Raw genomic sequence first — 17,933 nt, 5'->3', positions numbered from 1 at the left:
TACTTGTCTAATCGCAACTTTATTTTGCTATAATTAATCTAACATGAGTAGAAGCTAGAACGCGGTGACTAATTTCTCGACTGGAGATGATGCGTATGGTGTAAAAAACTATATCTGCAAAATTTTAAGGGAAGGTATTAGTCCAGTACTCTATTGGATACTGTTATTGAAATCTTTGCTGGACTTGTGGTGCTTTTATGGCTAGCTAATCGGATTATTAAGCTGTTTAATAGTTTGTTAGATACTGCTGCGAAGACGCCAAAAAAGTTACGGCATTGTATTGCTGCTTGGAAAAAATTCAAGCACGAAAAAAACCGCTCTAGTTTGAAGCACTAGCGGTTTTGACAAAAAATCATTAAGTCACCGCTTTTATGCGGAAACTCATGTTAAGAAGTCCTATTACCGTAGGACTTCTTTTTTATTTACAGCTATATTGTAGCACGCGTGCAATTAGTATGCAATTCTCGCTTCCGAATAAAAATTCCTTACCTAATTACAACTTTATTTTGCTATAATTAATCTAACATGAGTAGGAGCTAGAACGCGGTGACTAATTTCTCGACTGGAGATGATGCGTATGGTGTAAAAAGCTATAACTGCAAAATCCTAAAGAAAGGATTTAGTCCAGTACCCTATTGGATACTGTTATTGCAATCTTGGCTGGACTTGTGGCGCTTTTATGGCTAGCTAATCGAATTATTAAGCTATTTAATAGTTTGTTAGATACTGCTGCCAAGACACCAGATAATTTACGGCATTGCATTGCTGCTTGGAAGAAATCCAAGCACGAAAAAAACCGCTCTAGTTTATAGGCTGGCGGTTTTTATTAAAACATCGTTAAGTCACCGCTTTTAGGCGGAAACTCATGTTAAGAAGTCCTATATCCAGTAGGGCTTCATTTTTATTTACAGCTATATTGTAGCACGCTCAAAGTTGGTATGCAATTTTGGTGAGCAATAAATTTTTGCTTCTTAAGTAAGCACCAAATAAAGTTAAAAATTGAATTATTAAGCTATTTAATAGTTTGTTAGATACTGCTGCCAAGACACCGGACAAGTTACGGCATTATATTGCTGCTTGGAAAAAATTCAAGCATACAAAAAACCGCTCTAGTTTAACGGACTAACGGTTTTTGTTAAAAAATCTGTGAAGTCACCGCTTTTAAGCGGAAACTCATGTTAAGAAGTCCTATTACCGTAGGACTTCTTTTTTATTTACAGCTATATTGTAGCACGCGTGCAATTAGTATGCAATTTTGGTGACAATAAGTTTTTTGCTTCCGAATAAAAATAACTTGCCTAATTGCAGCTTTATTTTGCTATAATTAATCTAACATGAGTAGAAGCTAGAACGCGGTGATTAATTTCTCGACTGGGAGATGATGCGTATGGTGTAAAAAGCTGTAATCGCAAAATTCTAAAGAAAGGATTTAGTCCAGTATCTTTTGGATACCGTTATTGCAATCTTTGCTGGACTTGTGGTGTTCTTATGGCTAGCTAATCGAATTATTAAGCTATTTAATAGTTTGTTAGATACTGCTGCGAAAACACCAAAAAAGTTACGGCATTGTATTGCTGCTTGGAAAAAATTCAAGCACGAAAAAAACCGCTCTAGTTTGTAGTCTGGCGGTTTTTAGAAAAAACTGTTAAGTCACCGCTTTTAAGCGGAAACTCATGTTAAGAAGTCCTGATACCAACAGGGCTTCTTTTATTTACAACTATATTGTAGCACTGTCAAAGTTGGTATGCAATTTTGGTGAGCAATAAGTTTTGGCTTCCGAATAAAAAATAACTTGCCTAATTGCAACTTTATTTTGTTATAATTAATCTAACATGAGTAGAAGCTAGAACGCGGTGACTAATTTCTCGACTGGGAGATGATGCGTATGGTGTAAAAAACTATAACTGCAAAATCCTAAAGAAAGGACTTAGTCCAGTATCTTTTGGATACCGTTATTGCAATCTTTGCTTGGCTTATGGTGCTTTTATGGCTAGCTAATCGAATTATTAAGCTATTTAATAGTTTGTTAGATAATGCTGCGAAAACACCAAAAAAGTTACGGCATTGTATTGCTGCTTGGAAGAAATCCAAGCACGAAAAAAACCGCTCTAGTTTATAGGCTGGCGGTTTTTATTAAAACATCGTTAAGTCACCGCTTTTAGGCGGAAACTCATGTTAAGAAGTCCTATATCCAGTAGGGCTTCATTTTTATTTACAGCTATATTGTAGCACGCTCAAAGTTGGTATGCAATTTTGGTGAGCAATAAATTTTTGCTTCTTAAGTAAGCACCAAATAAAGTTAAAAATTGAATTATTAAGCTATTTAATAGTTTGTTAGATACTGCTGCCAAGACACCGGACAAGTTACGGCATTGTATTGCTGCTTGGAAAAAATTCAAGCATACAAAAAACCGCTCTAGTTTAACGGACTAACGGTTTTTGTTAAAAAATCTGTGAAGTCACCGCTTTTAAGCGGAAACTCATGTTAAGAAGTCCTATTACCGTAGGACTTCTTTTTTATTTACAGCTATATTGTAGCACGCGTGCAATTAGTATGCAATTTTGGTGACAATAAGGTTAGTGTCAACTTTTTGTGGGTAATAAACTTTAAGCCTTTACCTGCTGCTATTTGTAGTTTTCGCTTTTAAATTATTTGCTCGGGTAAATCAAATATCTGCCCGCCATTAATGATCCCTTGATTCCAATAATGTGTCTTGGCCGTTTCGCCAAAGTCTGCTTGAAAATGCTCATAATACGGTCTGTTCTTTGCCTTAAAACGATGGTCTACTTGTCTAATTCTTTGCTCTTTAGCAGCTTTTCGTTGCTCGTTAAGCAAATATTGGCTAATATCGCCGCCATTTAACTGGAAGATAATGCTTCTGGCTACACTTTCAGCTCCTACCTTACTCCAGCCCATTGGTCTTGAACTCAGCCGCTCTGACAAATAATGACTAATGTGACCTTCAGCGGTGCAACGCTGATAAGCTGCTTCTTGCGTATTTAAAATTGCCTGCCAATTACCTAATAGATAAGTTTTAGCTTGGTGAAGAGCGGCAATTTGCGTTGATGTTAAGTCGGGATCACTAAAGCGAGTTTTAAAGTATAATTCTACTTTGTCCCGCTGACCGCTTAAAGCCCAATGATATAAACTATAAGCAGCAGCTGCCTTAGTATTAACAGCGGCTTGACGGCAATACTTTAACAAATGAAAGCGATCCAAGACAAACTTACAGTTAGGTAAATATTTAGCGCCCGCCTTAATCCAAGGCGCGCCATCACCAGCAAGATAAAACTGCTTAGCTTGCGGATAATTGGCTTCTAAATAACATAGCACCTCGTCCCACAGCTGTTCATTAGCCGCGCCAGCATAAGTACCAGTAAAATATTTAGGCTTAATTAAGTGATGGCGTTTTTGACTGTCATCATAACCTTCGTGTGTAAGTACACTAACTTCATAAAATGGTTACTGCCATCTTGAAAAGCAACATGATCTTCATCAGCCTCTAAATAAACAATTTGCTTATTTCGTGCTTGCACCTGATCAGGCTGATTAGGCAGTAGTGGGCCCTCACGATGAACAATGTTCATAACTGTTGTTTTAGAATGGATTTCACTGTATTTAAGCAAATCAATGGCTGCCTGATAATGATATTTAGCTACGTTTTCTAAAACAGCCGCCTTAAAGCCTAAGGTCATCCGGCTATACTTGGTGAAAGCTAAGGCTTGATCAAGCCAAAAGAAATAATGTTGGTCTTGTTTATCTTGGTAATAAGTACGCTTAAAAGTTAATTGCCCATACAAAGTCTGCTTAATACATGTACGCATGGCTTTAACTTCATACTGCTTTTTGCGACTAGGCAACTGCTTATAACTAGCATCAAGCTGCTCAAGATAAGAACCAATTAGCTTTAAACCCCAATGGCGCAATTTCTGCATGAATGTTTCTAAGACATCATCGAAAGTAAGCTGACAGTCCAGCAGCTTATTAGTATCAGTAGTTAAATTATCTAACAAAAGCTGTAAATCTTGTAGTAAACTAGTCATATAGAAGAAAACCTTTCTGAATGTAAATTTTGTTCAAACTACATTTTAGCAGAAGGTTCTCTTCTATTTTTTATTTTCCCCACAAATACTTTACGCTAACAGCAATAAGTTTTTGCTTCTTAAGTAAGCACGAAAGAACCGCTCTAGTTTGAAGGACTAACGGTTTTTAGAAAAAAGCTATAACTGTAAAATTCTAAGGAAAGGGTTTAGTCCAGTATCTTTTGAATACTGTTATTGCAATCTTGGCTGGACTTGTGGCGCTTTTGTAGCTAGCTAAAAGTATGTCATATAAGGGAAAAAATAGATCAAGTTGTTCACAAAGAACACTTGATCTATCAAAATTATTTTCTAATTATAAAGGACTACTTAACTACATTAATCTGAATGAGATGTATCAAACTAGTGCCATCGGCAAAAGTTATCTTAACTGCACTCGTTGTTGAGCCAACTGCGCTCGTGTCGGGATTACCTACCCATGCAATATTGGTGATTAAATCAGCATTTGCTAAGAAAGTACTTGGCTTATTGAATTCTGCTGGTGCTTCTACAGCATTCAACTGCATTGTAATTGGTTGTGTCTGCTTAAATTGCCACTGCAGGTTTTGTGGTTTAATTCTCACTGGTACTAGCACTGCCTGCTTAGTCCCATCTTGATAATGAACAATAATATAAGCCATCAAGCTGCCGCCCTGGCTGTGAGCATAATTAACATCAAGATCAGTAGTATCTTGGGCATCCCCTGACCAAGTATAAGCTGTCACTTGACTAGAGTCAATTTGACTAAGGTCAAGGTAATTAACTGCCTTAAGATCATTGACCGTATGGTCAACTGGTGTTAAGCTCGAAAGAAATTCTTTTTGCACAGCGGCAATCGCATTAATTGCATTAACTTGAACTGTTACTTCCATTATTTGTTTAGACTCATCCTTAAACTCAATCACAATTTGGGCACTATGTTGACCCTTTTTCTGCAATAACTGTTTAACTGCTGCCTCATCCGACCAGCTAATGCTCTTAACATCATCTAAATTACCTTTTAATAATTCGCCCCAATTATTAGCGTTAGTTAATTGAGGAAATGCTTCCAAAACTGTGTTTTCAACATTTGCTTCATGTGCTTGGATTGGTGCTATTTGGGTAAAGTGATCTACTTCTGCCTGGCTCTTAATCAAAATTGTTACTGGCACAGCTTGCTGCGTCCCATCTTGATAATGAATCATCAAATAGGCATTTTTAGTTGTACCATTATCAGCATAATTAATATTAAGATCTGTATTTTGATCAGGATCATCAGACCAAGTGTAATAAGTAACTGGATATTTATCAGCCAAATGACTTAAGTCGAGATAATCAGCACCATTAGGTACTTTATCACTTGCTGAAATAGGTTTTAAGCTAGAATTCATTGTAATTTTTGCATCATTTTTTAAAATTGCACCAACAATATCAGCCTTAATCTGGATTGGATTCGACTTCTTACCATCGGTATAGACAACTCTAATTTCAGCTGATGCATAATTAGTTGGCTGACCATTACTAATTGCAAGATAATCCGTTGACGGCTGACCATTATTTGTCCACTCTAGGTGATCAATTACAGCGCTTGGATCAATTGCACTACCATCACTTGTATTTACTGATAATAGTCGATCAATAGCAGCTGGATCATGGAAGGCTACCAAGTCATTAGTCGCAGCAGTCCCAATATCGGCAGCATGTAATTGAAGCACTCCACCTTCTTTAGCGCTAACATGATAAGTAGAAGTTGATCTAACTACTTTTAAAGTTACGGGTACATTAGCAGTCGTACCGTCACCATAAGTAATAGTTGCCATTACATTAACTTCACCCGTAGCTGTCTTACTTAATCGGCCTTGATCATCAACTTTTGAACCACTCCACTTAACAGCAGTAACTATCTTATTTTGCTTATTAAATAAATCAGTGGTTGCTTCTAATTCTGCTAATGGCTTAACTGAATGATCAGCTTGATCAGTAAATTGTAAATATTGTTCACTAGCACTAGCAAGATCTTGTCCAGCAGCTGCATATAACGGTGCTGACTTAGCACTTGCGGTGTAACGCTCACTATCATGAGTCGAATTTATAACATACGTTTCTGCTGGTGGATTAGCTGAAGAATATAACGCTTGGAATTCTGCTGGGCTATAGATAGTTCCTACTGGATGCGTAATGGTGCCACCATCAGCAGCATCAACTGCCTGGATAAAGCTACGACCATCATTCAAACCACTGTTAACCGCAAATTTTTGTGCTGGCATAGTTAAAATAAAATTATACTTTGAACCCATGCCGGAGAACATAAGATTAAAGTATTCTGCCTTACTAGTATTAAAACTACTTAAGTCTAAGCTTCGTAAACCGTAACAGTTACCGAACATACCAGAAATAAAGAGAGCATTACTAGTATCAAAACTACTTACATTTAGCTCGACTAGATTATGACAATTATTAAACATACTGGACATATTGCCCACATGACTGGTATCAAACATGCTTAAATCTAAAGCTTTTAATTTAATATTACTGTCAAACATCATGTCCATATTTGTTACTTGAGACGTATTAAAGCCTGTCAAATCTAAGCTTTGCAAATTTCTATCTCCAGCAAACATATCGGCCATGCTCGTTACCTGACTAGTATCTAAATTTTGCAAACCAGTAATATCTGTTAGTGAATTTAAGCCTTTAAAAATTGATGGTCCTGAAAACATAAAGGAACTATTAGCCGGTAAAACAAGGTTATCATCGATCTTAATATGAACTATTTGACTATATAAGTCCTCAGTCAAATTAGCAGACAAGGCATTAGCTAAATGATTACCCTTTATTCCCGCCATAACATGTAATGTCTCAGAATTATCATCCCACAACAAATCACAATCACCGTCAGTAGCAACTTTAACAGAGTTAGTTGCTTGTTCCTGCAGAATAATAGTCAATGCTCGCTTGATTTTTGTACTTGCATCATTCAAAGCTGCTACAGTAACTTGATCAGTTGCTATTACCTCAGTCTTAACTTGGACCTGCATATCAGATACAGTATTCAATTTACTATACTTATCTAGTATTACTTGACCATCATTAACGGCTAACTGCAAGTCAGCTTTCTCTTCTGCAGCTGCCTGAGCATAATTTTCAGTCTGCATAAATGTGTTAGCAGTTGCAATGTTAGTTTGCAAATGAGTCGCAGCTTCAGCTAAATCATTGTTAACTGCCGGTTTTTGTGGCTCAATCGATGTTGGCTTTTCTGTAGGAATCGATGTAGTAGTAGAAGTATTAACTGCTGGTTTTTGTGGCTGTTGCTCAGTAGCTGACGATATCGCTGGCTTTTCCGTTGCGACAGTATTTGAAGTTTTATCAGTCTCGGCATCTGTACGCAAAAATTTATTGAGAGCAGAGTACGTATTTAAACTCTCTGCTTGTTTACTTACCGCTGGACTAGCAATATCAGCCTTAACCACTTGCTGGTTAATCGCTACAAAGCTAAAGCCCAATAGTACTGATACAGCGCCTACTGTTAACTTCCTAATCGAAAAGTGTGGCTGTTTATTTATACTTGATATTTGTTTCAACTTTTCCGAAAAGTTATTCTTACCTATCATAACTATCTCCTTTTCTATCCAAATATTGTTTCCGCTTTCATTATAAGCGCGATCATCAATTAATACAATACAAAAACAGTAGTAAAATTTAAATTTTACTACTGTTTTTTCTATATTAAAGTTTATTATAACATTACTATATACACTATTTTTTAGTTAGGCGCAAGCAGACTGGCCAGATAATGGCTCCACCAATCCCCAACCAGAGTGCCAGCCAAAGCTCTTCTGAGGTAACCAAGCTGATGTTAACAGCTAATTGGACACGCAAATTTTGTGCTAATTGACCTGCACAATACTGCAGCATGCCGAACGACCCTATCGCAGCTAGCAAGAGAACGAGAGCGGCGCCATACTTACCAAAGACTACCATTAGTGCTGCTAAGAGAAAGGCTAACAAAATCACCAAAATCACACAATGAAAAATCGTAATTACTTGCTCGAGCTGCTTATCATCCCGCTGCAGCTGTTGGTTAAGCGCCTTTATCAGATAATTGCTAAATACCTTTTGGACATTATTAGTTTGCGGAATGTGCAGATTTTTCGCAGTTAATTCACCATTAGCTTCATAAGTAACCCCTAAGTTATACAAGTGACTATAAGACAAGTCATAACGATACTGCTCTGGTAATTGACGCAAAATTTTATTCTCTAAACCCGTTTTTTGTGCCAACTTGAGTGACGCCCGTAATTCATCATTAGTTGCGCTTTTATTTAAAGCTACGTGTGCTACTTGGCGCACATCTGGCACACCAACTGTGACAGGACTCTTCAACATTAAATAACCAGACGTGCCAATCACGATAACCATGATTACGCGCACAATCCAAGCAAATATTTTCCTCATTAAGGATACTTCCTTACCTAACAATCATGAACGCTAAGACAATTGCAATCAACCATTTTAGGTGCTGTCTTCGCCTTCTGAGCCAATTCTTGTTCCATTATTGCAATGTCATCCTGCGACAGTGGCATACCATGCAGGATTTCAATCAGCATTTGACCCTTGTGCATGTCGCACATGTGGCTCATCATTTCAGTCGTAACTTGAACCATCATCTGATTTTCCGTTACTGTTGCCGTATAAACAAACCGCCGCCCATCCTTACGGGTTTTTAGTAAGCCTTTTTTGACCAATCGACCCATTAAGGTCTTAATTGTTGATTCTGACCAATCCTTCTTGGCTTGTAGCTGCTTAATTATGTCTCCCGTGTGTGTTGCACCCAGGGTCCAGACAATCCGCATGACTTCCCACTCTGCTTCAGAAATATTATGTTCCTTAATCTTTTCTGTCATTTTATCAACTCAAATTTATTATAGAACGAACTTTTTAAGTGCGCGCGCAATTCCATTATGATCGTTATCATCAGTAACATAGTCGGCGCTAGTCTTAATCTGCTCTGTTGCGTTGCCCATTGCCACCTTAGTAAACTCGGGATTATTAAACATTGAGATGTCATTACCTTGATCGCCAAAGACCATCACTTGTTGTTGCCCAATCTTGAGCCGCGCTGCTAAATCCATTAAGGCGTTACCCTTTGAGGCACCCAAGACATTCAGTTCCACCATATTAGCAAAGCTACGCACGACATCATACTGCGCGAAGGCCCACTCAGGAATATTATGCCAGAGTTTGTCAACCTCTGCCTCATCTGCAATCATACTAAAGCCCACCTTATTAAAGGTAAAGTCTTGCGGGATTTCTTCAACCTTGCGCACCTTAATCATACTATTATTAACCGCAGCATTGACATTAAGATGCATTGCAAGGTCCCGATCGCAAGTCCAAAAGCACTCCGGCGTCTCAAAGTGCAAATTAACATGCGCCAACCGTTGCAGCTTTAACATATTTGTAAAATCATGATAATTCATCTTCATATCCATTAGGACCTTGCCCGCCAGATTTTGAATTACGGCACCATTAAACACAATATTATATTGGTTACTACCTGTTAACCCCAGCTGCTTGTTATACTGCATCACTCCAGATAATGGTCGTCCCGTTGCCAGCACTACCTTGACTCCTTGCGCGCTTGCCTGCTTAAGAGCCTTTTCCGTTTCCGGCAAAATTTGCTTAGTCGATGTCAACAACGTACCATCCAGGTCCACTGCTATTAATTTAATCGTCATTAGTTGCCTCCCACATACTCATCCCCTTTATTATACAAAAGACTTGGGACAAAAAACCACCCTAACCAAATAATATTATTTTGGGTAGATAAAAAGCGGTCAATTATGACCGCCACCGCGTTACAAATAGTCACCTTTCTCACGACAAGTATACCATAGTTTTGATGGAACTTTATTTTGACTTTTGTTCTTGCGTTAGTAACTAATATAAAGATATAATTGATATTGAACATAGGTAGAGTTTTAAAGTGCGGTGGCTGTTTAATTCCAAGGAGATGATTGTCTATGGAAACATGGGACAAATTATTGAAAGGCATAACAGTTAATGAGCGTCCACGATGCAATTTCTTTAATGTTGCAGTTTGGATTATTGATAGTTGCAATGTTGACTTACATCGACAGCAACCATCACGACAAAAAAGACCATCCCACTTATAACTTTGGCAGGTTATGGGATAGCCTTTAGTTAAACTATAATTAACCACCGCTCTTTAAAAGCGGAAGCCTGTGTTTAAGAAGTTCTATTAGTAGTAGGACTTCTTTTTATTTACAACAATATTGTAACATGTTTAAAATTGGTATGCAATCATGCTGAATATTAACTAGCGCTAATTATAAACTGAAAGAAACACATTACCTTCTATTGTTCAATGGTTAACTCATATAGCCTATGGCTCTCTGGAAAGCTTTCATGATTGCTTGCGCCATTAGGTCATTATCGTCCCTTTTGCAGGCAGTCATGTAATCTTCATAGGCAGGAGCTACTTTGCTCAAATGCATTGTCTTGCCCTTTTGCCTTGCTAACATGATAATAAATAGACGCTGAGTACGACGGTTGCCCTCCCTAAAAGGGTGAAACTGATTAACTTCTAGCAGTAAGTCTGCTAGATCAACAGCTAGGACGCTATCAGATTTATAATCTACCTCATTGATATGGTCAATCTTTCTATTAATGTCCTTGATGGCATTTTCAAAAAGTTTCCTAGGAAAGAATTTGGTATTCCCTTTATGGTAGTCACCTGGTCGATATTTACCTGCCCAGTCATAGATGTCGCCAAAAAGATATTCATGGATCTGGTTGAGGGCACTAACATCTTTAATCTCATAACGAGAAGCACCTATATATCTGGCTTGAGTAATCCGATATTCTGCCTCCGCTAATTTATCAGCATCAGTGATATTTAGCTTATTTTTCAAGGTACCATTAGGTTGTAAGGTTTGTTTTATCCAATCAGTCATGCTAATTTTGATACTCGCTAATAATATCTGCTACAACTTGGTCTATTGGTACATGTTCTTCTAATTGTTTATAGGCATCCTTGACGTCCCTAATGGTTGGGTGATGACCTTCATAGATGCTGTTGAGGATGCTGTCCCTAGTTTTCCAGTAATTTTCTTGGGTTGAGAACTTGATGCCCATAATAGTTAAACTCTTTAGATCAGTTTGTGACATAAAAGCTTTCTCTTCTTGGGCAGGTGTCAATTCCTTAGTTGCCACAGTTTCCTTAGCCACCTTCTTGCTTCCATCATTATCACTCTCCTTACCATAATTATAGCGCTTTTGGTCATTTAAAAGACGCTTTCAGTCTCTAAGCTGACAAGCATATTAATTGGTTTACATTGTGAAATAGTTAGAAACACCAAAATAAGAATCCCGATTTAATAGGATTCTTGTGTGTGAAACATTTTTAATTCACAAAGTTTGATTATTAAGCCTGATTTAAGCACTGCTGCGGACAATCTGTATTACGTAAACTTAACTGTGGTATAGCTAAAAATTGGCTTTTTCATGTAAATTCATTTATAAAATTGTAAAAATTTCGACGACCATAATTTGTTTCAAATAGACTATCTTTTAATGGCTGCCTAGCTTTTCAAAGCAAAAATCAGTAATTCATGTGCTATGTCAGATCATACTAAAAAGCTCCCTATATAATAGGAAGCTTTTTGCAAATTATTCAACTGTAACACTTTTAGCTAAGTTACGTGGCTTATCAACATCAAGCCCCTTATCACGCGAGGCATAATAGGCAATCAGCTGTGCCACCACAACTGTAATCAATGGTGACAAGTAATAATTAACCTCAGGTAATATCAGATCATCGCTTGCCTGCGCCAACTCCTTGTTAGCCACCGTAATTACACTCGCGCCACGAGCAATTACTTCTTGGATGTTACCACGCATTAAGTCAGCAGTTACAGGATCATTAATCAAGGCAATCACTGGTGTACCCTTTTCAATTAATGAAATTGTTCCGTGTTTCAATTCCGCGGCTGCAAAACCCTCAGTTTGAATGTAGGAAACTTCCTTCAACTTCAAAGCTGCCTCAAGTGCAACTGGATAATCAATACCTCGCCCAATATAAAATGCATTTCGTGATGGTACGATCAACTTATCGGTTAGGTGTTTAATCTTCTTTTCGTCAGATAAAACTTCCTCAATACCTTCAGCTGTTAAACTCAAGTCAGTTTTTAAATCCCAATCGCGAGCTACTTGCTGCTCATTTTTTTCACCAATTGCTTTAGCCAAAATCGCCTGCAGCGCGACTTGTGCAATATAAGCCTTAGTAGAAGCGACCGCAATTTCAGGGCCGGCTTCAAGTGACATAGCATAAGTTGCTTCCCGTGCTAAAGTTGATCCGGGCACATTTGTCAGTGTCAAACTTGGTAACTGACGCTTAATTGCCTCTTGCAAAACTACCCGCGAATCTGCGGTCTCACCAGATTGAGATAAGAAAATTAAAACCGGATGTTGTGACATCATTGGGAAGTGATAGCCAGCTTCAGAGGCAAAGCCAACCTCAGTTGGCACACCCGTATACTTTTCCAATAATGCCTTACCTACCAAACCTGCATGATAACTTGTACCAGCTGCAAAAATGTAAAACTTATCGGCTTGTGCTAAAGCCGTGATAATTTCAGCAGGAACTTTTGGTTCGCCGCTTTCATCTAAGTAGTATTGCATTAAATGACGCAGAACTCCTGGTTGCTCAGAAATTTCTTTCAGCATATAAAATTCATAAGTCCCTTTGGAGGCAGCATTAGGATCAATATTAAGTGTCCGCGACTGACGCGTTACTGGCGTACCGGCAATTGTTTCTAGTACATAATTGTCCTTGGTTATATCTGCAACCTCACCATCATGCAAGTCAACAAAAGTCTTAGTTTGATCGAGAACTGACAAGGCATCTGAAGCAATCACGTTGAACCCCGCACCTAGTCCCAGCATTAACGGCGACTTGTTCTTTGCCACATAAATATGACTTGGATTAGTATTATCTACAAGTAAAATCGCATACGATCCCTTAATTAATTTCAGCGCACTCTTTAATGCTGTAAAGGGATCAACTTCCTGCTCGCGGGCAATTTTACTAATTAATTGGACAACCACTTCCGTATCAGTATTTGACTTGAACTCAACATTTGCTAAATACTTAGTTTTTAATTCTTGATAATTTTCGATCACACCATTATGAACTAAATAAAAGCGTTCAGTTTCATCATATTGCGGATGAGCATTACTCGTTGTCGGTTTACCATGCGTAGCCCAGCGCGTATGACCAATACCAACCAAGCCCTGTTCATCAGAAGTCATCTGTTCTTTCAAATTCTGAATGCGACCGACCGCCTTAGTCAGGTACTCCTTGCCCTGCAAGTCATTAAGATAAATTCCGGCCGAATCATAGCCACGATATTCAAGTTTAGTTAAGCCGCTTAACACAATATCGCGGGCAGATTTACCAACAACACCAACAATTCCACACATATTTTTCTCCTTTGGTCTAGTTCAATTCTTAATTATGGACTAAACTTTAATTTCTTGTTATGCAAGGAATGTTAGTCTTTTTTATTAAATTGGTCAAGTAGCAAAGTTCATAATTGGTATAGACTATTACCTAGAAAGTCTATCATACCAAAAAAGTAACAGAAAAAATTTTTTCTGTTACTTTTTTAATTAATATTATTTTTGCTATTAGTTTAGTGATCTTAGCATTTAAATTCCCATTTCGCGTTCAACAACATCGGTAATGCGTTTAACGTAAGCATCAGTTTCTTCTTGCGTTGGGCCTTCAGCCATTACCCGCAACAATGATTGGGTACCTGATGGCCGAACAAGAACACGGCCTTCATCGCCCATGTCGGCTTCAACTTCCTTAATCACATCAAGGATTGGTTGGTGTTCACGCCAGCTCTTCTTGTCGGTAACAGGAACATTAACAAGGCATTGTGGGTATTCCTTAAAGTCAGACAAGAGGTCGGTTAATGACTTACCCGTCTTCTTCATCACCAGCATCAAATGCAAGCCGGTTAACATCCCGTCACCAGTATTGTGATAGTCGCTCATGATTACGTGACCTGATTGCTCACCACCAAGGTTATAGCCGTTAGCGCGCATTTCTTCGGAAACATACCGGTCACCAACTTGCGTGCGGACATTTTTGATGCCCTTTCTCTCAAGTGCCTTAGTGAAGCCAAGGTTACTCATCACGGTAGTCACGATTGTGTCGTTCTTGAGCCGGCCCCCTTCAGCCATATAAGTACCTAAAACGTACATGATGTGGTCGCCGTCGACCTCGTTGCCGTTTTCATCAACAGCAATACAGCGGTCAGCATCGCCGTCAAAAGCCAGCCCTAATTGGGCACCTTGCTTAACAACTTCTTCTTGCAACTTCTCAGTATGCGTAGCACCAACATGGTCGTTAATGTTCATCCCGTTTGGATGAGTGGCAATCGTGGTGAAATCAACACCGCAATCAGCAAATAACCGTGAAATTAGGCTGCTGGCAGCACCATTAGCACCGTCAATCACAACTTTAATCCCATCAAGGTCTTCAGGAATTGTATTTTCGATAAATTGCAGGTACTTGGAGCTACCTTCGTGGAAGTCAGTCACAGTTCCTAAACCTGCAGCTGACGGCCGTGGTAAAGTATCTTCTTTAGCATCGATTAATTTTTCAATTTCGCCTTCCATTTCGTCAGACAACTTCAAGCCATCGCTACCAAAGAACTTAATGCCGTTGTCTTGAACTGGATTGTGTGATGCGGAAATCTGCACACCAGCATCGGCACCTTGGGCACGGACTAAGTAAGACAATCCTGGGGTGGTAATCACGCCAACTTCCAAGACCTCTATTCCAACTGATAACAAGCCTGAAATCAAAGCATATTCAAGCATTTGCCCTGACATCCGCGTATCGCGTGATACTAAAACCTTGGCCTGTTCTTCCTTGGTTTTATTTTTAGTCAAAACATAGCCGCCATCACGACCCAACTTAAATGCTAATTCTGGGGATAAATCTTGATTTGCGACTCCGCGCACACCATCAGTGCCAAAATACTTTAACATTAAAAACAACCTTTCTTTTCTAACTTTAATTATTTATATTTGCAACTTTAATCTGCACACTTACTTGCGGCATACTTGCCTTAATCACATCGTGCGGCAACTTTAACGGCACCATCTTGGTAGTCGACGCATTAACAGCGCTCAAGTCAACCGGAACAGCTAAAGTCTTAATCTTATTAAGTGCTGATTGATTACCGTAGATTGTCACGTAATCATTTTTAGCTGTCAGCGAGTAAACCTTGCTAGTATTTTCATGCTTAGGTATCAATTCCAGCTTGACCTCTTTTTTAGCAATCGAAATCGGTACCACTACCTTAGCCGTTGCTGGCTCAATAATCACATTGAGCTGACGACCCTTGCGGTCTTCGGCAATCAAATTGACTTGTCGCTCAAACGTATGGGTAATGTCATTAGGTAAGACAACTTTGGCAACGATTTGGTCAATCTGGTCAACTTCACCGCGCGCGCCCGTCACCTCAACCTGTTGCGGGTCAACACTTGCCTTCCCCAACTTATAACCACGGGCCACAGCAGTTTTATTATACTCTATTTGAACAGGCATTGTCGTTGATTTTCGTCGTTGAATATTCACATGAACAATTTTGGGACTGATTGTATATGCCAGCTGATTACTCAGCCCGCTGAGGTGAACATGAACATCATGCTCACCAATACTTTTATTCGTTAAATCAATGTAGGCCCGAAAGTTCTGCGTATTAACCGTTGAGGTAACCAAGGCATTAGATCCTTCCAAAGTAACACTGACTTTAGCCGGATAACCCACAACATAGTAATTGTCGGTATCGACTGAAACTTGCAGCGGCACCTTGACTGTTTGCGTTTGAGTGGCCGTCTGCTTAGTCCGATCCGCTTGTCCCTGAGTCATGAAGCCCTCTTGGGTGTAGTTAATATAAATGACCAGCAAGACTGCAATTAACAAAGAGACTACCCGCGTAACCCATGACTTATGCCAAAAATCTTTCATCGGTCAGCACCCCACTTCCAAATTTTACCCAATATCTTTTGGTACCACTTGGTATTCTTTTCTTTTTTAGGGACGAGCTCTGCCTTAAGGTATTTCAGGTATTCGTCACGGCTCATATCCAGTAAGAAGCGCCCATTACGCGTGATTGTGACGCCACCGGTCTCTTCTGACACCACAATGGTAATCGCATCCGTCACTTCAGAAATCCCGACAGCCGCACGGTGTCTAGTTCCAAGGCGTTTAGGAATCATGGTACTGTCCGACAGCGGCAAATATGCAGCGGCCACGGCAATTTGGTGGTCCTGATTAATAATTACCGCACCATCATGCAGCGGCGTGTTAGGAATAAAAATGTTAATTAATAATTCACCGGTAACATCGGCGTTCAGCTTAATCCCAGTTTCAATATAATCCTCAAGTCCAGTTTCCTGCTGAATAGTAATCAGGGCACCAATTCTTCGTTTGGACATGTACTGAATGGCTTTGTCCAATTCCTTGATGAACTTAATCGACTCATCGTGCGCGCTTTCTTCACGACCGCCAAAGATTGGCAATCGACCTAAGTGCTCAAGTCCACGCCGGATTTCTGGTTGGAAAATCACGATAATCCCAACCACCGACCACGACACAATCTGATCAATCAACCACGTTGTTGTGTGCAGCTGCAAAATGCCAGCAATGATGCGCACAATAAAAATCAGCACAATTCCCTTGGCAAGTTGCACAGCCTTGGTCCCCCTAATTAAAATAATCAGGTGATAAACCAAAAACCAAATAATCAAAACATCGAGCACTAGCGAAAAATTACTCCACGTAAAGATATTTGCCAGATTAAAATGCATAAATACTCCTTTCTAATCAGTCGCTTGGCCAATAATTCTAACTTCAGTCTGTAAGTCAACGGCAAATTTTTCTTGAATAACCTTTTGGATTAAATGGATCAAATCCAAATAATCCGTTGCTGTTGCACCACCTTTATTAACGATAAAGCCAGCATGCTTAAGCGAATCCTGCGCACCGCCAATTTGGCGCCCCTGCAAGCCAGCTTGAATAATCATCGGCCCAACATAATGCCCCGTCGGCCGCTTAAAGACACTACCACAAGAGGGGTATTCCAGCGGCTGCTTGTAGCGCCGCAGGGCATTTAAGTAGTGCATATTAGCCAAGATTGGTGCCTTGGGTGATTTCGCTAGTTTAAAAGTGGCCGCAATGACAATGTCGCCAGTTTCCTGAACCAGTGAATGCCGGTAAGAAAAGGCCATTTCTTCCTTAGTATATGTTTTTACTTCACCAGTTCGCGTTAAAACCCGAACTGACTTGACGGCTTCACAAGTTTCACCGCCATAAGCACCGGCGTTCATGAAGACAGCACCGCCAATACTACCGGGGATGCCGGCCGCAAACTCCAACCCACTTAAGCCAGCATGGGCGGCAGTAAATGCGGTATCAATAATCCGTGCGCCAGCTTGAGCCGTCACTTGTTCAGCTGCCACTGTAATTTGGTTCATTGCTGTTAAAATAAGCACTAATCCGCTAATGCCACCATCACGGATAATCAGATTTGATGCATTGCCAATCACGGTTAAAGGAACCCGTTCTTGCTTTGCAGCTATTACTAACTGCGTTAATTCTGTTTCATTTTTGGGAAAAGCAAGGTACTGCGCGGGACCACCCGTCTTGGTAAATGTATATTTACTGAGTGGAACTTGCTCTTTAATGTCAATTCCGTGCTTTTTTAAATCTAATAATTCCAAAGCCAAACATCCCTTCAATCTGTCTTGTTATATTCTACCGCATTAATCTA

The 17,933-nt window shown here is 39.5% G+C and carries 15 protein-coding genes; 2 read left to right on the top strand and 13 right to left on the bottom strand.

Annotation, left to right across the window (positions count from 1 at the left end; all coding sequences use genetic code 11):
- The first annotated feature begins 153 nt into the window (after positions 1 to 153).
- Positions 154 to 336 carry a hypothetical protein gene (locus OZX76_RS03355; RefSeq protein ID WP_277180939.1) on the top strand — a complete coding sequence of 61 codons (183 nt, stop codon included), beginning with the start codon at positions 154 to 156 and terminating at the stop codon, positions 334 to 336.
- Positions 337 to 635: 299 nt separating this feature from the next.
- Positions 636 to 812, top strand: coding sequence for a hypothetical protein (locus tag OZX76_RS03350; RefSeq protein WP_277180937.1), 177 nt, complete (start codon positions 636 to 638; stop codon positions 810 to 812).
- Between the two features lie 1,832 nt (positions 813 to 2,644).
- Here the strand turns inward: OZX76_RS03350 and OZX76_RS03345 are convergent.
- The 13 genes from OZX76_RS03345 to murB all read right to left on the bottom strand — a co-directional run bounded on the left by OZX76_RS03345 (position 2,645) and on the right by murB (position 17,883).
- Positions 2,645 to 3,397, bottom strand: coding sequence for a UPF0236 family protein (locus OZX76_RS03345; RefSeq protein WP_277181482.1), 753 nt, complete (start codon positions 3,395 to 3,397; stop codon positions 2,645 to 2,647).
- Positions 3,397 to 4,044, bottom strand: a complete 648-nt coding sequence (locus tag OZX76_RS03340; RefSeq protein WP_277180935.1) for a UPF0236 family protein — start codon at positions 4,042 to 4,044, stop codon at positions 3,397 to 3,399. Before OZX76_RS03340 ends, OZX76_RS03345 begins: the two co-directional genes overlap by 1 nt.
- Positions 4,045 to 4,406: 362 nt before the next feature.
- Positions 4,407 to 7,670, bottom strand: a complete 3,264-nt coding sequence (locus OZX76_RS03335) for a BspA family leucine-rich repeat surface protein (protein ID WP_277180933.1) — start codon at positions 7,668 to 7,670, stop codon at positions 4,407 to 4,409.
- A gap of 145 nt (positions 7,671 to 7,815) precedes the next feature.
- A complete protein-coding gene (locus tag OZX76_RS03330; RefSeq protein ID WP_277180931.1) occupies positions 7,816 to 8,514 on the bottom strand; it encodes a hypothetical protein in 699 nt (232 codons plus the stop codon).
- A gap of 17 nt (positions 8,515 to 8,531) precedes the next feature.
- Positions 8,532 to 8,963, bottom strand: coding sequence for a CopY/TcrY family copper transport repressor (locus tag OZX76_RS03325; protein WP_277180929.1), 432 nt, complete (start codon positions 8,961 to 8,963; stop codon positions 8,532 to 8,534).
- A gap of 18 nt (positions 8,964 to 8,981) precedes the next feature.
- Entirely contained in the window at positions 8,982 to 9,797 is an 816-nt protein-coding gene (locus OZX76_RS03320; protein WP_277180927.1) for a Cof-type HAD-IIB family hydrolase, read from the bottom strand.
- Between the two features lie 654 nt (positions 9,798 to 10,451).
- Positions 10,452 to 11,036, bottom strand: coding sequence for a Fic family protein (locus OZX76_RS03315; RefSeq protein WP_277180925.1), 585 nt, complete (start codon positions 11,034 to 11,036; stop codon positions 10,452 to 10,454).
- Between the two features lies 1 nt (position 11,037).
- Positions 11,038 to 11,310, bottom strand: a complete 273-nt coding sequence (locus OZX76_RS03310; RefSeq protein WP_277180923.1) for a hypothetical protein — start codon at positions 11,308 to 11,310, stop codon at positions 11,038 to 11,040.
- 441 nt (positions 11,311 to 11,751) lie between these two features.
- Positions 11,752 to 13,563: a glutamine--fructose-6-phosphate transaminase (isomerizing) gene (gene glmS, locus OZX76_RS03305; RefSeq protein ID WP_277180921.1), complete on the bottom strand. Its 1,812-nt coding sequence runs from the start codon at positions 13,561 to 13,563 to the stop codon at positions 11,752 to 11,754.
- A 228-nt stretch (positions 13,564 to 13,791) separates the two neighbouring features.
- Positions 13,792 to 15,144 carry a phosphoglucosamine mutase gene (gene glmM, locus OZX76_RS03300; protein ID WP_277180919.1) on the bottom strand — a complete coding sequence of 451 codons (1,353 nt, stop codon included), beginning with the start codon at positions 15,142 to 15,144 and terminating at the stop codon, positions 13,792 to 13,794.
- Positions 15,145 to 15,169: 25 nt separating this feature from the next.
- Positions 15,170 to 16,129 carry a CdaR family protein gene (locus OZX76_RS03295; protein ID WP_277180917.1) on the bottom strand — a complete coding sequence of 320 codons (960 nt, stop codon included), beginning with the start codon at positions 16,127 to 16,129 and terminating at the stop codon, positions 15,170 to 15,172.
- Positions 16,126 to 16,971: a diadenylate cyclase CdaA gene (gene cdaA, locus OZX76_RS03290; RefSeq protein WP_277180915.1), complete on the bottom strand. Its 846-nt coding sequence runs from the start codon at positions 16,969 to 16,971 to the stop codon at positions 16,126 to 16,128. Before cdaA ends, OZX76_RS03295 begins: the two co-directional genes overlap by 4 nt.
- Positions 16,972 to 16,983: 12 nt before the next feature.
- A complete protein-coding gene (gene murB / locus OZX76_RS03285) occupies positions 16,984 to 17,883 on the bottom strand; it encodes a UDP-N-acetylmuramate dehydrogenase (RefSeq protein WP_277180913.1) in 900 nt (299 codons plus the stop codon).
- Positions 17,884 to 17,933: the final 50 nt, after the last annotated feature.

The sequence above is a fragment of the Lactobacillus sp. ESL0677 genome, from assembly GCF_029392875.1.
GTDB lineage: Bacteria > Bacillota > Bacilli > Lactobacillales > Lactobacillaceae > Lactobacillus.
Note: the sequence above shows the minus strand (reverse complement) of the source record. Positions and strands in the feature narration are given on the sequence as shown.

What these genes read in the sequence shown, in the direction of transcription:
- OZX76_RS03340 (WP_277180935.1), bottom strand. Translation starts at nt 4,044, where the DNA reads ATGACTAGTTTACTACAAGATTTACAGCTTTTGTTAGATAATTTAACT.
- OZX76_RS03335 (WP_277180933.1), bottom strand. Translation starts at nt 7,670, where the DNA reads ATGATAGGTAAGAATAACTTTTCGGAAAAGTTGAAACAAATATCAAGT.
- OZX76_RS03330 (WP_277180931.1), bottom strand. Translation starts at nt 8,514, where the DNA reads ATGAGGAAAATATTTGCTTGGATTGTGCGCGTAATCATGGTTATCGTG.
- OZX76_RS03325 (WP_277180929.1), bottom strand. Translation starts at nt 8,963, where the DNA reads ATGACAGAAAAGATTAAGGAACATAATATTTCTGAAGCAGAGTGGGAA.
- OZX76_RS03320 (WP_277180927.1), bottom strand. Translation starts at nt 9,797, where the DNA reads ATGACGATTAAATTAATAGCAGTGGACCTGGATGGTACGTTGTTGACA.
- OZX76_RS03315 (WP_277180925.1), bottom strand. Translation starts at nt 11,036, where the DNA reads ATGACTGATTGGATAAAACAAACCTTACAACCTAATGGTACCTTGAAA.
- glmS (WP_277180921.1), bottom strand. Translation starts at nt 13,563, where the DNA reads ATGTGTGGAATTGTTGGTGTTGTTGGTAAATCTGCCCGCGATATTGTG.
- glmM (WP_277180919.1), bottom strand. Translation starts at nt 15,144, where the DNA reads ATGTTAAAGTATTTTGGCACTGATGGTGTGCGCGGAGTCGCAAATCAA.
- OZX76_RS03295 (WP_277180917.1), bottom strand. Translation starts at nt 16,129, where the DNA reads ATGAAAGATTTTTGGCATAAGTCATGGGTTACGCGGGTAGTCTCTTTG.
- cdaA (WP_277180915.1), bottom strand. Translation starts at nt 16,971, where the DNA reads ATGCATTTTAATCTGGCAAATATCTTTACGTGGAGTAATTTTTCGCTA.